The sequence below is a fragment of the Paenibacillus sp. KACC 21273 genome, assembly GCF_028736095.1.
Classification (GTDB): Bacteria; Bacillota; Bacilli; order Paenibacillales; family Paenibacillaceae; genus Saccharibacillus; species Saccharibacillus kyungheensis.
In genome coordinates this window covers 2,279,924-2,295,278 of record NZ_CP117876.1, presented here as the reverse complement: position 1 = coordinate 2,295,278, position 15,355 = coordinate 2,279,924, and the positions used below count along the sequence as shown (strand labels likewise).

Annotated in this window: 15 protein-coding genes; 2 read left to right on the top strand and 13 right to left on the bottom strand. The window is 38.6% G+C overall.

Features of this window, described 5'->3' with window-relative positions:
* Positions 1–224: 224 nt before the first annotated feature.
* The 8 genes from PQ460_RS10400 to pdhA all read right to left on the bottom strand — a co-directional run bounded on the left by PQ460_RS10400 (position 225) and on the right by pdhA (position 9,224).
* Positions 225–713, bottom strand: coding sequence for a dihydrofolate reductase (locus PQ460_RS10400; RefSeq protein WP_274172594.1), 489 nt, complete (start codon positions 711–713; stop codon positions 225–227).
* 412 nt (positions 714–1,125) lie between these two features.
* On the bottom strand, positions 1,126–1,920 hold the full coding sequence (thyA, locus tag PQ460_RS10395) for a thymidylate synthase (RefSeq protein ID WP_274172593.1): 795 nt from the start codon (positions 1,918–1,920) through the stop codon (positions 1,126–1,128).
* A 307-nt stretch (positions 1,921–2,227) separates the two neighbouring features.
* Positions 2,228–2,377, bottom strand: coding sequence for a 50S ribosomal protein L33 (gene rpmG / locus PQ460_RS10390; protein WP_083243303.1), 150 nt, complete (start codon positions 2,375–2,377; stop codon positions 2,228–2,230).
* A 272-nt stretch (positions 2,378–2,649) separates the two neighbouring features.
* A complete protein-coding gene (locus tag PQ460_RS10385; RefSeq protein WP_274172592.1) occupies positions 2,650–3,891 on the bottom strand; it encodes a GTP-binding protein in 1,242 nt (413 codons plus the stop codon).
* A 228-nt stretch (positions 3,892–4,119) separates the two neighbouring features.
* On the bottom strand, positions 4,120–5,544 hold the full coding sequence (lpdA, locus tag PQ460_RS10380) for a dihydrolipoyl dehydrogenase (protein ID WP_274172591.1): 1,425 nt from the start codon (positions 5,542–5,544) through the stop codon (positions 4,120–4,122).
* 3 nt (positions 5,545–5,547) lie between these two features.
* Positions 5,548–6,888, bottom strand: a complete 1,341-nt coding sequence (locus PQ460_RS10375; RefSeq protein ID WP_274172590.1) for a dihydrolipoamide acetyltransferase family protein — start codon at positions 6,886–6,888, stop codon at positions 5,548–5,550.
* A 207-nt stretch (positions 6,889–7,095) separates the two neighbouring features.
* On the bottom strand, positions 7,096–8,073 hold the full coding sequence (locus PQ460_RS10370) for an alpha-ketoacid dehydrogenase subunit beta (RefSeq protein WP_273612630.1): 978 nt from the start codon (positions 8,071–8,073) through the stop codon (positions 7,096–7,098).
* Between the two features lie 83 nt (positions 8,074–8,156).
* Positions 8,157–9,224, bottom strand: a complete 1,068-nt coding sequence (gene pdhA, locus PQ460_RS10365; protein WP_069325966.1) for a pyruvate dehydrogenase (acetyl-transferring) E1 component subunit alpha — start codon at positions 9,222–9,224, stop codon at positions 8,157–8,159.
* 253 nt (positions 9,225–9,477) lie between these two features.
* On the opposite strand from pdhA, the gene PQ460_RS10360 reads away from it, so the two are divergent.
* Complete coding sequence (locus tag PQ460_RS10360; protein ID WP_273612631.1) at positions 9,478–10,212, top strand: alpha/beta hydrolase; 735 nt, start codon at positions 9,478–9,480, stop codon at positions 10,210–10,212.
* 239 nt (positions 10,213–10,451) lie between these two features.
* Complete coding sequence (locus PQ460_RS10355; RefSeq protein ID WP_274172589.1) at positions 10,452–11,099, top strand: thiamine diphosphokinase; 648 nt, start codon at positions 10,452–10,454, stop codon at positions 11,097–11,099.
* Between the two features lie 373 nt (positions 11,100–11,472).
* Here the strand turns inward: PQ460_RS10355 and PQ460_RS10350 are convergent, their stop codons facing one another.
* The 5 genes from PQ460_RS10350 to PQ460_RS10330 are packed head-to-tail and all read right to left on the bottom strand — an operon-like array spanning position 11,473 to position 15,347.
* Positions 11,473–12,030: a GrpB family protein gene (locus tag PQ460_RS10350; protein ID WP_274172588.1), complete on the bottom strand. Its 558-nt coding sequence runs from the start codon at positions 12,028–12,030 to the stop codon at positions 11,473–11,475.
* A gap of 15 nt (positions 12,031–12,045) precedes the next feature.
* Complete coding sequence (locus tag PQ460_RS10345; protein ID WP_274172587.1) at positions 12,046–13,104, bottom strand: MoeB/ThiF family adenylyltransferase; 1,059 nt, start codon at positions 13,102–13,104, stop codon at positions 12,046–12,048.
* Positions 13,105–13,106: 2 nt separating this feature from the next.
* On the bottom strand, positions 13,107–13,874 hold the full coding sequence (locus PQ460_RS10340; protein WP_274172586.1) for a thiazole synthase: 768 nt from the start codon (positions 13,872–13,874) through the stop codon (positions 13,107–13,109).
* Position 13,875: 1 nt separating this feature from the next.
* The gene (gene thiS / locus PQ460_RS10335) at positions 13,876–14,079 is read right to left on the bottom strand and encodes a sulfur carrier protein ThiS (RefSeq protein ID WP_274172585.1); all 204 of its coding nucleotides are present in this window, start codon (positions 14,077–14,079) and stop codon (positions 13,876–13,878) included.
* Complete coding sequence (locus PQ460_RS10330; protein ID WP_274172584.1) at positions 14,070–15,347, bottom strand: NAD(P)/FAD-dependent oxidoreductase; 1,278 nt, start codon at positions 15,345–15,347, stop codon at positions 14,070–14,072. The genes thiS and PQ460_RS10330 overlap by 10 nt, the downstream gene beginning before the upstream one ends.
* Between the last annotated feature and the right edge of the window lie 8 nt (positions 15,348–15,355).

Sequence of the window (15,355 nt, the reverse complement as noted above, 5' to 3'; positions counted from 1 at the left end):
ATGGATTATGCGCATGATTGTTTGTACTTTTTACATAGAGATTACACCGTGGTGAAACATCTTGCAAGCTTATTTCTTGGCGTTGCGTACTTTTCCACTGTAATCATTGAACGTTGTGATAAAGCATATACTTTTAATACATGCTCAAATGAATATTAGTGCTGATTATAGTTTACTGCATAGATAACTGATTTTTATTTTCGCATAAATATCTCATAAAATGATTAAATATGCAAATATTCTTTAAAATAATAATTATAATCGTTTTTGTCATCTCGTACACCTTGAGTAGTAGAAACTTCTTTCCATTTCGACCAATCTACTTCTGGGAAATACGTATCTCCTGCAAAATCATGATCGATGTCTGTAACTAACAAACGATCTGCATGATCCAAAAACTGCTTATAAATTGTAGACCCGCCGATAACCATTAATTCCTGCTCTGGATCTGCAAGCTGGATCGCTTCCTCTACTGAATATACAACTTCAGCATCATTAGCTTGAAAATCATGACTTCGTGTCAGGATAATATTACGACGATTGGGTAGCGGCTTACCACCAAATGATTCCCATGTTTTGCGTCCCATTATTACTGTTTTGTGCTGAGTCTGTTGTTTGAAATAAGCCATATCGCGGGGCAACCGCCAGGGTAAGTCATTATTTTTGCCAATGACTCCGTTGTTTGCTTGCGCCCATATCATAGTAATCGTCATTCCACTTACGACCTCCATATGTCCAAAATATACGTTAAGACAGGTTTATACTGTATCATATCATCAAAACCTGTCATTGGCATCACATTATTATCCAAATCCCGAACCTTTTATAACCTTACATACTCAATCATTTGCCAAAAAGCAATATATAAAATATTTTATAGATAGTCATTCATAAATTTAATCATTACTTATCTTTTAGTGGAGCTGTTTCGTTCTTTTTGCTGATCTACTTCGTTTTTTATTGATGTAGTAATTTAATTCTAATCTACTGGATGCACAGACTTGAGAGTAATACATATAGCGCTTTTCAAAGTTATTTTACTATACAAAAAAACTCTTAATTCTTTTTCTTGTTACAGAAAAGATGTTAAGAGTTCTTTATAAAACAACAGAATAGGCTATTTTATTATACCGAAATAGGTGCTTTGATTCCTGGATGATACTCGTAATTTTCAAAAACAAAATCATCAAAATGATAATCAAAAATCGAATCCGGTTTGCGAGCCAGACGAAGCTGAGGCAACGGATATGGTTCTCTGGTTAACTGTAATTTGGCTTGCTCCATATGGTTAGCATAGATATGAACATCTCCACCCGTCCATACCAGATCACCCACTTCAAGATCACACTGCTGTGCAACCATATGAGTGAGAAGTGCATACGAAGCCAGATTAAATGGCAATCCTAAGAAAGTATCTACCGATCGCATTTGGAACATGCAAGACAATTTGCCGTTAGCTACATAAAATTGGAAAGCATAATGACAAGGTGGCAAAGCCATCGAATCTACTTCTGCTGCATTCCAAGCATTTACAATATGCCGACGTGAGTCTGGATTGTTTTTAATACTTCCGATTACTGACGTAATCTGGTCAATCACTTCTCCACCGGGCCCGCGCCATGTTCTCCACTGTGCTCCATAGACACGTCCTAGATTTCCTTCTTCATCTGCCCACTCATCCCAGATCGTAACGCCATTATCTTGCAAATATTTAATATTCGTACTCCCACTAAGAAACCATAACAATTCATGTATAATCGAACGAGTATGTAACCTCTTCGTTGTTAGTAAAGGAAAACCTTTTTGCAGATCAATACGCATTTGTCTACCAAAAACAGATGTCGTTCCTGTTCCGGTACGATCTGATTTTTCTGCACCATGATCCAAAATATCTTGTAATAGCTCTAAATATACTTTCATAATTCACCTCATCATAAGACTTCGCTAAACGTTCAATATAAGATATAAAAAATATCCGTATCTATCTAGCTTCTTATTATGATAGTAAAAATCAGATCAACATACAACTTAGATATTGATAAAATAGATAATAATTATATTCAATCCTAAAATATATGTATTAAAATACAACGCTGAACAGCGAAGTACGGTTTTATACATTTCAATATCATGTTAAAAGCTAGATAGTACTCTAAAAAAAGGTTCTAAAAACACAAACACCCATCTGTATAAAACAGATGGGCGAACGTTTAGACGTTAATAGATATTAACGAGTTTCACGATGGATCGTGTATTTTTTTAGACGTGGGCAATATTTTTTCAACTCAAGACGTTCTGGATGATTTCTTTTGTTCTTGGTTGTAGTATAATTACGGTCGCCAGTCTCTGTGCATGCCATAGTTACGATAACGCGCATGTGAATTCACCTCACTTCACTAATTAATAGACAAAAATATTCAACTATACTAATGTACCCTAATTGTGAAAAATGTTCAACTTCAATTTTCAGAAAAACACCATATTCATTAAAGGATAGGTTAAATCTTTTCTCAATCTGTTCACTACCGAACAGATATGATGTCCAACAGCCTTTTCTATTATATCATAGATTGTTGTATATTTACATTGAATACGCTTGATTTTTTGAAAAGAAATGTACAACATAGGATATGAATTCACCTGCAATTATCAACCAAACAAATGTGTTACAGCTTCATTCACATGATCCTCTTCCGGTGTTACCCAGGGTAACGGATTGTTCAGTGTGGACCAATCTAGCTCCATCTCCTGATCGGTTAACAGACACTGATCTAGTTCAGACTCCATTTTCAATTGATCCAATTCTATGCCTATAAAAACGACCTCTGTCATACGATCTCCCCACTGCTGATCCCATTGTTCCAATAATTCTGGTTCTTCTGCTAAAATCTGTTTTCGTTCATCTTCAGGTAATGCTGCTACCCAATGACCAGCAGGACCAAATTGAATCGATGTGCTTGCTTGTCCTAATGTAGCTGCTACATCTTCGCCTGTAGCTAACCAGACTAATCCTTTAGCTCGTATAATCGATTCAGGCCATTCTTCCATAAAATCGTACAATCGCTGGGGTGCAAAAGGACGTCTACGTCGATATACAAAAGAATGAATACCGTATTCTTCAGTTTCAGGAGTATGATGATCTTTTTGTAACTCTTGCATCCATCCTGCGGAAGTAGAAGCTTTCTCCATATCGAATAAATGAGTATTTAAAATTTCTTTAGGATCAATTTGACCTTTGGTAGTACGGATGATACGTGCACTCGGTTGAAGTTTATGAATAACCGCTTCTAATTTATTTAATTCTGATTCACCAATAAGATCGCATTTATTCAAAATAACTACATCACAAGTCTCAATCTGATCGATCAATAAATCGACCACATCCCGAGTATCATCCTCCCCTACCGCTTCTCCTCGCTCTAAAAGAGTTTCACCAGACTCATAATCATGCCAGAACCGATTACTATCTACAACAGTCACTAGACAATCCAGACGTGTAATAGTCGTTAAATCAAATGCTAGTGAGTCATCTGCATAACTAAATGTCTGAGCAACAGGAATAGGTTCACTAATCCCAGACGACTCTATCAGGATATAATCAAATCGACCTTCTTCTGCTAACTGCTTTACTTCTAATAAAAGATCGTCCCGTAATGTACAACAGATACATCCATTCGAAATTTCTACTAGCTTTTCTTCTGTTCGAGATAATGTACTTCCTGATTTGATTAAACCTGCATCAATATTCACTTCACTCATATCATTGACGATCACAGCTACTTTTAATCCATCCCGATTATTAAGTACATGATTAAGAACCGTTGTTTTGCCTGAACCTAAATAACCACTAAGTACGGTTACTGGAATTTTCGCTTGTTGATTGATTACCATAATATTGTCCCCCATCACACTTTTAATCGTAATAATTACTATTAAAAGATTATACACCTAGTGATAGCATGATTGTCAATTATTTTGTGGAAGATTCTTATTTTATGTATTCATAAAAAACAGCAAAAAGCCGTCAGAAATGTATTCTGACGGCTTTGAGTAACCACTTATGCTATATACAGTAATGTATATAAGAGTACGATGATATATAACATAACTGTTTATTTATTATTTTTTGCGTGGAGCGATAACATGGATAGGGTGACCCATAACCAATTCAGCCGCTTCCATTACGATTTCACCCAATGTTGGATGCGCATGGATAGTCAATGCCAAATCTTCAAGAGTTGCGCCCATTTCGATAGCAAGACCCATTTCAGCGATCATGTTAGAAGCTTCCAAACCTACGATTTGAGAACCAAGAACAAGACCTGTTTCTTCGTCTGCTACGATTTTCACGAAACCTTCTGTGTTGTTCAAAGAAGTTGCGCGACCGTTACCTGCATAAGGGAATTTACCAGCAGATACTTTGTAACCTTTTTCTTTTGCTTCTGTCTCTGTGTAACCAACACTAGAGCATTCTGGATCTGTAAATACAACAGCCGGAACACATTTGTAATCAATTACAGAAGATTCACCAGCAATAACTTCAGCTACTACTTTAGCTTCGTAAGAAGCTTTGTGAGCTAGAGCAGGACCAGCAACGATATCACCGATAGCGAAGATGTGAGGAATGTTTGTGCGTCCTTGGTGATCAATTTTGATCAAACCACGATCGTCCAATTCCATCTCGATTAGATCAAGACCCAACTCACCATCAGTGTTAGGACGACGACCAACTGTTACTAGCAAGTATTCTGCTGTAACTTCTTTAGATTCGCCACCAACGCTGAATTTAACAGTTACATCTTTATCTGTTTGCTCTGCGCTTTCCGCTTTCGCATTCGTGAAGATTTCCATACCGGATTTCTTCATGTTTTTAGCAACAAGGCTAGTCATATCTTTATCGAATCCTGGCAATACTGTATCCAGACCTTCGATGATTGTAATTTTAGTACCGAATTTAGCATACATTTGGCTAAGCTCAGCGCCGATGTAACCACCGCCGATAACAACCATGCTTTTCGGAATTTCAGGTAAATTCAATGCTTCTGTAGAAGAAAGAATACGTCCACCAAATGGGAATGCTTTAAGTTCGATTGGACGAGAACCTGTTGCAATAATACAGTTTTTGAAACGGTAACGAGGAGATTCATGATCGTTGAATACACGTGCTTCATTTTGGTTAATGAACATGCATTCGCCTTGGAATACTTCTACTTTGTTACCTTTCAACAATCCAGCTACACCAGAAGTCATTTTTTTAACAACGCCTGATTTGAATTCTTGAGTTTTGGAGAAATCCACTTTTACATTTTCAGCTGTAATACCGAAAGCTTCGCCATGTTGTGCAGCTTCGAATTGGTGAGCTGCAGAGATTAGCGCTTTAGAAGGAATACAACCACGGTTCAAACATACGCCGCCTAGTTCGGATTTATCTACGATCAAAACTTTTTGACCCAATTGAGCCGCACGAATTGCAGCTACATATCCACCAGGTCCTGCACCAATAACTAAAGTATCAATATCGAGTGAAGCATCGCCTACTACCATTGATTACACCTCCATAACCAGCAACTCGGGATTAGCGAGAAGTGATTTGATAAAGTTCATAAAGTTCTGTGCTGTTGCACCATCGATAATACGGTGGTCAAAGCTTAGGGATAGAGCCATTACAGGTGCTGCTACGATTTCGCCATTTTTAACAACAGCTTTTTCGCTGATACGTCCAGTTCCCAAGATAGCAACTTCTGGGAAGTTGATGATTGGAGTAAAGAACATACCGCCAGCAGAACCGATGTTAGAGATAGAAATTGTGCTTCCACGCATTTCATTAGCAGACAATTTACCTTCGCGACCACGTACAGCCAAATCATTGATTGTGCTTGCGATCATGAAGATGCTCTTACGATCTGCATCTTTAACAACAGGAACGATTAGACCGTTATCTGTGTCTGTAGCAATACCTACATCATAATGTTTTTTGTAAACAATTTCGTTAGAAGCTTCGTCAATAGAAGCGTTCAATGCTGGGAATTCACGAGTAGCAGCAACAAGTGCTTTTACGATGAATGGCAAGTATGTTACTTTGATGCCTTTTTTCTCAGCAAGTGGTTTCATACGCGTACGGAAAGCTACCAATTCTGTAACGTCTACTTCATCCATAATCGTTACGTGTGGAGCTGTGTATGCAGATTTAACCATAGCGTTAGAGATCGCTTTACGAATACCTTTGAATGGTACGCGCTCTTCGTCTCCACCTGTTGCGATAGCTGTAGGAGCTGCCGCTGGTGCTACTGGAGAAGATGTTTTTTCTTCTGCTGCTACTTCTGAAGTTTGGGAAGAAACTTGTCCTCCACCTTGTTTGAAAGATTCTACATCTTCACGTGTAATTTTACCGTTGTTGCCAGTGCCACTAACTTGTGCTAGATCAACACCTTGCTCACGAGCAAATTTACGAACGCTTGGAGTAGCTAGAACATCTTTGTTAGGAGCTGCTGGTGTAGAAGCATTTGTTTCTTTACCTTCTTTTGCATCAGCAGGGCTGTCAGCAGCAGGAGATGAAGTTGTATCTACTCCGCCTTGAACAGATTCTTGTTCTTGACCGCTTTTTTGTTCTGGAGCTGTTTCTTCTTCGTCTTGATCTGGAATGTCACCTTCAGCTTCGATAATTGCTACCGTTTCGCCTACATGACAAACTTGACCGTCTTTTGTTAATACTTCAAGTACTGTTCCATCAACTGGACAAGGTACTTCAACTACTGCTTTATCATTTTGTACTTCCATAATGATGCTATCGTCTGTTACTTTATCACCTGGTTTGATATGCATTTTGATGATTTCGCCTTCATGCAAACCTTCACCAAGCTCTGGAAATTTATAAATAAATTTTGCCACTTGCAAAACCTCCCTATTTAGATTGCTGAACAATTGATTCCACTCCTATCATTCAGCAATATCTCTTTACCTAATCTATTTAGTGCATATTTCAAAGCCAAAAGGCGTCCGCAAAATTATATTCTTCGATTTAACGAGTATCCAAAGGACGATCATCAAACTGAATGAATATGCTCATGTACCCGCCTTTTGACAATAAAAACTATTTTAGAATTGAACTACTTTTTTGACTGCATCAATAACACGTTTAGGTGATGGCAACCAAGAATCTTCAATTTGTGCAAATGGATAAACAGTATCCGGTCCTGCTACACGCAGTACTGGAGCTTCCAAGTGCAAGATTGCTTTTTCATTGATTTGTGCAATAACTTCTGCTGCTACGCCAGCACTTTTTTGTGCTTCTTGAACAACGATTGCACGATTTGTTTTTTGGATAGAAGCTACGATTGTATCAATATCAATCGGGCTTACTGTACGAAGGTCAATAATTTCTGCTTTGATTCCTTCTTCAGCCAATTGATCAGCCGCTTTAGTAGCTGTGTGAACCATCATGCCGTAAGCGATGATTGTTACATCAGAACCTTCACGTACTACGTTTGCTTTACCCAATTCTACTGTATAAGCTTCTTCAGGTACTTCTGCACGGAATGCATGGTACAAGTTCAAATGCTCCATAAAGAATACAGGATCGTTATCACGAATAGATGCGATCATAAGTCCTTTAGCATCGTAAGGGTTAGAAGGGATAACCACTTTGATACCTGGAGTTTGTGTAAGCAAGCCTTCTAGAGAATCAGTATGCAATTCTGCCGCTTTTACACCGCCACCGAAAGGTGTACGGAAAACGATTGGAGAATTGTATTTGCCACCAGAACGGTAACGCATACGAGCTGCTTGAACAACCATTTGGTCAAGTGCTTCAAAAATAAAACCTACGAATTGGATTTCAGCAACAGGACGGAATCCTTGGATACCCAAACCTACTGCCAAACCACCGATAGCTGACTCAGCAAGAGGTGTATCAAATACACGATCTTCACCAAATTCTGCTTGCAGACCTTCTGTTGCGCGGAATACGCCACCAACATGACCTACGTCTTCTCCGAAAAGGATCACATTAGGATCATTTTTCAATTCAACGCGAAGCGCATCACGAATCGCTTCTTTCATATTCATTTGTGCCATTTGCTTCATTTCCTCCTTAAACATTTCACTGTTCATGTTCACGCATCAAGGATCTAGATTAACGCTCTATTTTTAGAAACCTCTTATTCGAAATCAGCTTTTTGCTCTTCCAAGTGTTGAGGTGTTTGTTCAAACATGCTATCAATCAAGCCAGAAACAGTCATTTTCTCTGTTTTCTCTGCTTTTTTGATTTCTTCATTTACTTTAGCTTTAGCTTCTTCTCTTACGCGCTCTGTATCTTCATCAGTCCAGAGACCTTTTTCAGCCAAGTATTTAGCAAGACGAGCGATAGGATCTTTTTCACTCCAGATACCTTCTTCATCTTTAGTACGATATTTACTTGTATCATCAGACATGGAGTGAGGACGGAAACGGTAAGTAACAGCTTCGATCAATGTAGCACCTTCACCATTACGTCCGCGTTCAGCAGCATCTTGGACCGCTTTGATAACAGCAAGAACGTCCATACCATCTACTTTTACGCCTTTGATACCTGCTGCAACCGCTTTATGAGCGATCGACAATGCAGCTGTTTGTTTTGCGAAAGGAGTTGTAATTGCATAACCGTTATTTTGTACAAAGAAAATAACAGGCAATTTGTATACACCAGCATAGTTAAGACCTTCATAGAAGTCACCTTCAGAAGAACCACCATCACCTGTGTAAGCAATAACAACTTGTTTTTGTTTTTTCAATTTGTAAGCCATAGCAATACCCATTGCATGCAAAATTTGTGCACCAATGATGATTTGCGGCATTAAAACGTTAACGCCATCAGGAATTTGTCCACCGTGTTGATGTCCACGAGAGTACAAGAATGCTTGATAAAGTGGCAATCCGTGCCATACCAACTGAGGAATATCACGGTAACCCGGGCATACGAAATCTTCTTTTTGCAAAGCGAATTCGCTACCAACCATTGTAGCTTCTTGACCAGATACTGGTGCATAGAAACCAAGACGACCTTGACGACCTAAGTTAACTGCACGATCATCCCAACTACGTGTGAAGACCATACGATACATAATTTCTTTCAATTGATCATCGTTAAGATCAGGTAGTAAATCTTTGTTGACGATTTTGCCTTCAGGAGAAAGAACGGAAAGAGCTTCCACGTCCTCCGTATAAACTTCATAAGGAACCTTGCTCATTTTATTCACCTCAATAAAAAATTTGAATATCATGTCCCGCTGTTATAGAATTATTATACACCTGTTCTACTCCATTCGTCAAAACATACATTGAAATTTAGTAGATATGTGTATTATTGTATGTATAACAGCAGGTTAATATTTGTATAACAGTTTTATGATCTTTGTATTCAAAGACTTTACGACCGCACGAAACAATCTTAACGCATTGTGATACGCAATGCAAAAAATATTCCCGAAAAAGGTGATCGCTGTGACAGATTCCCGTTATCTTAAAAGAACAATACTGAAAGAACAAATCGAAAGCAGCCATCTTGGTGAAAGTCGTACATTACGGATTTACTTGCCGCCAGGCTATAATGAAGTATTAAGTTATCCTGTAGTGTATTGTCAGGACGGTGAAGAATTTTTCAACTTTGGTCGAATTGCTACGTATGCCAACCAATTAATTTTAGATGAAAATATCGAGCCTTTTATTATCGTAGGTGTAGAAGTAAATACGAAGATTAGAACGCAAGAATATGCTCCATTTGGCGATCGCTTCGAAAAATACACCGCTTGTTTTGCTGAAGAAATCATTCCATATATCGAGCAAAAATATCCTGTGCGACGCACTCCAGATCAACGAATTCTAGCTGGCGATTCACTTGGCGGCAGCGTTTCGATCCATCTGTCCCTGTTATATCCTGAACTGTTTCAGCAGGTGATTAGTCTATCCGGTGCTTATTATCAACAAAGTCAGGATATTATCGCACAAGCTCAAAATCTTACAGATTTGAATGTATACATGATTGTCGGTCTGCAAGAAACAGATTTTGAGAGCGATACAGGTATTTACGATTTTGTACAATTAAACCGCGACACTCGTGATCTTTTGCAAGCACGTGGAGCAACTGTACAATATAGTGAAAAAGATGGTAAACATTTGTGGGGCTTCTGGCAAAAAGAACTTCCTGCTGCATTAAAATACTTTTTACCTGAAATCTAAAATTTGTAGTTCTTTAAGTACTTACAGTAGAAATCGAACTTTCAAACGGCTTATATTGATGTTCGCGCTTTCATAAGCAAAAAAATCTATAACTCGTTTGATTGCTCGTCTTTTCTATTGTATCTGTGTGATAGAAAGTTATGCAACTACAATTTCAATATATCTTTTTTTATTTATACTAAATTCACATATAAACGATACAATAGATCTCTAGTATGAGATGAAACGAGGGCTGATTCATGTTGATGAAGCGTGCTATTATTTTCTCGGGTGGTCAATTACATCCTGACTTTTTGCAACAAATTCAAGAAGACGATTTGATTATTGGTGCTGATCGTGGAGCACTATTTTTAATTGAACATGGTATTCATCCCCATGTGGCTGTAGGAGACTTCGATTCACTGACCGATCGTGAACATGATCTAGCAAATATCAAAGCTAACAGTGATCAATTGATTGTCTATGATTCGGTTGAAAAAGATTGGTCTGATACCGAAGCTGCTTTTGAAATAGCGATGGAACGTCATATTCGCGATATTTTAATTTTAGGGGCACTGGGTACACGATTTGATCATACGTTGGCCAATGTACAACTTCTTGTACGGGCGGTTCAACATCAGGTAAGTTGCAGCATTATGGATATGAATAATTATATTTCCCTTACCAGTACACAAGCCGTTATTGAAAATCGTGGTTTCCCTTATATTTCTTTATTGCCTATTACATCTGAAGTGACCGGCATTAATCTTACCGGATTTCAATATCCATTAGAGCAAGCTACTCTACGGATGGGTCAATCCCGTGGTATTAGTAATCATCTAATCAACGAAGAAGGTACAGTCAGTATCGAAGGCGGTCTATTGTTAATTATTCAGAGTAGAGATTAATTGTTATATCGTTTCTGCAGTATAGTTCTCTACTCTATTGAATAAGTAACTACAATTGAATCGATTTGTTTAACTCTTTTATGCACTTTGCTACTTTTATTTACTTTGCTATATTTGTTTGATCCTTTTATTTTGCTACATATGTAAAAATAAATCATCACTAAAAAGCAACAAAATCAAAAATCCATCGACCAGAGAGCATTGCTGGTTCGATGGATTTTTTGTGTAATGAGCCTTAGTCATGAAAATTAATGAAGCAAGTAGAATCTTGCGTATCTAACAACAAGAACAAAATAAGAAGTAATACATACTGATCTCTTATGTTGATCAACTATACATAAATTCTTACTCTATACTCTTTCATTCCTAAAAATTATATTTTGTCATGATGATCTAGAATATTTTGTACAAATTCTGTTTTGGCTTGAGTGTATGCTTCTCGATCATCTTTGTTGTCTATTGCTAAATGTTGCTTCAATTGCCCGTATTGCTCTGCCCATTCTGGATGTGCGATCAATCGATCCCGAAACAGAAGTTGATTTTGCCATTGCTGACCTTGTTGCAATACGATATGCAAATGAGCTGCACGCTTATCATTGATCACTTTGACAAAAAATCGGCGATGCTGTTTACCATCTAATTCAGGCGGAACGTAATGCCAATCTTCTTTTTCCAATATAGGAATAATAACTGGTAATTGATCAAATGAATCTGTAATTGCCATCATATCTATAATAGGTTTGGCAGGAAGATTGGGTATCGCTGTACTACCAAAATGTTCAATATGTTGTATATCCACAGGAGATAGTAACTGCGTTAATTCATTTGTATAGAATTTGCCCTGCTCTATCCATTGTGGATCAGGTGGTGCAATCTCTACTGATTCTGTTGCCCAGATCGGCCATGTCGATTCATTCTCAATATTAGTCATCCTATTCCCTCCTTTTCAACCAAAATAACGATGATATAAAGTGCGTGCTTCTGCTATATCTTTTGTACCATGCACCATAACACGACCATCACGGAAAATAACAAAACGCTGTTCATTTGGCATTATCATAGATACCAAAAAAGGAGTAACACTCACTTGATTTTCTTCAAGCTTGGCTAAGCGTTGAGCGGTCTGCTCTAGATCTATTATCATTTTTTGTGCTGGACGAATCTGTACCGTATCTCTACCGCATAGTACTTCTGTTTTACTTTGACCCGCTTGAGTGAGATGGGGATACGTAGGTTGGCTACCACAAGAAGGACAATTTGGCTTGCGTGCACTATTCATTTTGATAGAGACCTGTTCATTATTCCATAAGTCAAATGATAACAATGTACCACGTAATTGATCTGTATTACCGCTAAGAAGCTTAATGGCTTCTGTACACTGATGAGCTACAACCATCTGAACAGCAGGAGGAATAATACCTGAAGTATCACAAGTATCTCCTCCAAGTGGTGCAGATTCCATTAAGCATTGTAGACAAGGCGTGATTCCTGGGATAATCGTAAATGTAATGCCGTAGCTTCCTACACAACCACCATATATCCAGGGAATATTATATTTTTGCGAAATATCATTAATCATTAATCGAGTCTCAAAATTATCTGTCGCATCCATGATCAGATCTACCCCTTTGGCTAGATCATTCATTTCATCAGCCGTTACGTCTGCCATATGTGCTTCAATAGTTACGTCAGAATTAATCTGTTGTAGACGACGTTGAGCAGCGATAGCTTTGGGCATACGATCTTGAGCATCTTGTTCTGTAAACAGTTGTTGTCTTTGCAAATTACTCCATTCTACATAATCGCGATCTGCAATAATTACTTTGCCTACTCCTGCACGAACGAGTGTCTCTGCGGAGCTAGAACCCAAAGCTCCAGCTCCTACGATAAGAACAGTAGCTTCTGTCAAATGTTGCTGACCTTTTTGACCTAAAGGAGTAAATCGCACTTGTCTGGAGTACCGATTATGTTGTTCTGGTTGTTGCTGGTTATTGGTATTATTCACGTTCAAGTCGTGATCATCCCTTCTGCTGGACTGCTCGCCACAGCATACTCACGTACAGGAATCATGCCTGCTTCCCTTCCTAATCGTCCTGCTTCCACACCTAGCTTCATAGCTTTTGCCATTTTGACAGGATCCGTTGCGCCAGAGACAGCACTATTAAGGAGTACCGCATCGGCTCCAAGTTCCATCGCATACGCAGCATCTTTCGGTGAGCGTATACCGGCATCGACAATCACAGGCACAGTCGCTTGATCAATAATCCATTGCAACGCCGAAGGATTAAGTATTCCTTTACCAGAACCGATTGGGGAAGCTCCAGGCATAATCGCATGTACACCAAGTTGCTGTAAGCGTTTGGCTAACATATAATCGTCAGAGATATACGGCAGAACAATAAATCCTTCTGCTAGCAAGACTTCGCAAGCTTTGACCGTCTCTAAAGGATCAGGTAAAAGCAACGTATCATCTCCGATAACTTCTACTTTTATCATATCACATAATCCAGAAGCTTTTGCCAGACGTGCTATCCGAATAGCTTCTTCGGCTGTTTTGGCTCCTGCGGTATTAGGCAATAGTTTATATTTTTGGAGATCTAACATTTCTAGAAAATTCGGTTCATTCACTTGATCCAAATTCAATCGTCTTACTGCAAATGTTAGCACTTCTGTGCCCGATGCTTCTACCGCCTGATTCTGAATCTGCAAATCTGTAAACTTCCCTGTGCCTAGTAACAGTCTCGATGTAAATGTATGTGTACCTATCGTTAACAAATCAGCCACCTCCTACAAAATGTACAATCTCTAATATATCTTTGTCTGCCAGTGTAATATGTGGATGCTCTTCTTTTTGCAAAATTTGTTGATTATGTTCTACAATCACTGTTTTGTGACCAAGAGATAATGATTCTAGCAATTTGGATACTGTGTTGTATTCAGGTTCTACATATTTCCGATGACCATTGATAATTAATTCCATGTAGTCACTCCTTTAGCTGTAGATCGAGATTTCGATGATAAAGATTTCGATTTTTGCAAAGCTCGTTCTGGTGAAAAGCGATCAGGAATATGCGCTGTGTCATTATTTATTAATGCCTCTGCCATCCATTTGGCTGTGCCAGCAGCTAACAACATCCCATTTCGATAATGCCCTGAAGCTGTCCATAATCCAGCAAGCGGTTGAATCCTTCCTAAATAAGGTAATTCATCCGGTGTTCCAGGACGTATCCCTGACCAACAACGTTCAAACGTAGCTGATCCTATCGCAGGCAGAAATTGCTCTGCTCCCGACAATAACTGAGCAATCGCAGAAATATCTACTGTTGTATCTGTACGTTCTGGTTTACTGGTAGCTCCAATCCAGATGCGATGATTACTTTTGGGAATAATATAAATGCCTTCTCCATAAATCGTATGTCCAAGATATTGAGAAGAAGTACTGACTTCAATGAGTTCTCCTTTGACCGGTACCAAAGGTAAACTATACTGCTCTGTTGCTAGCAATTGTTGTGTACTCAAGCCTGTGGTTAACACTACTTGTTCAGCGTAGATTTCTCCTTGATTAGTGATTACACCTGTAATATAATTTTCACCTTGCGAATGCAGTAAACGGTATACTTCTGTCTCAGGATAAAAATCGACATGATGCTGAATCGCTGCTTGAACAAGCGCTTGATTAAACAAAGCTGGAATTAATTGCGGTTCATCTGGATTGTAGATCATTCCAGAAGGAGCATAAATATGTGGCTCAACTTGTGCTAGATATGATGGGCTCCACCACTCTTTGCGATCTACTTTTGAATCGTTATGTGTAGAAGCGGAAATATGACTTTTATTTGGTAAAGGAAATAAATTTTCATCAAATGTCTTGTCATACCTTTGATCTGCTTGAAGTGGGTCTTTATGTCTTAAATGTAATTCTTGCTTGGTCAGTGGTAGCAAAAATCCTTCTGTTCGCAGTCCAATATCAATCCCTGTTTTCTCCAATAGATCAGTCGCAAGCTTGCTATATAGCGATTGACTGTATAATGCCAATTGGTACAATTCTGGATGAGCAAAATGTTCAGAATGAGCCGCTAACATCCCTCCTGCTGCACCTGATGCGCCAGAAGCTGGTTGATTTTTTTCAAGCAAAGCTACTTTGACTCCTTGCTGCGCCAGTTCATAAGCAATAGCAGCACCGATCACTCCAGCACCTACAACGATTACGTCATAATGATTAGTTTTGAGATTAGATAGATGAACCATCAGCCGAT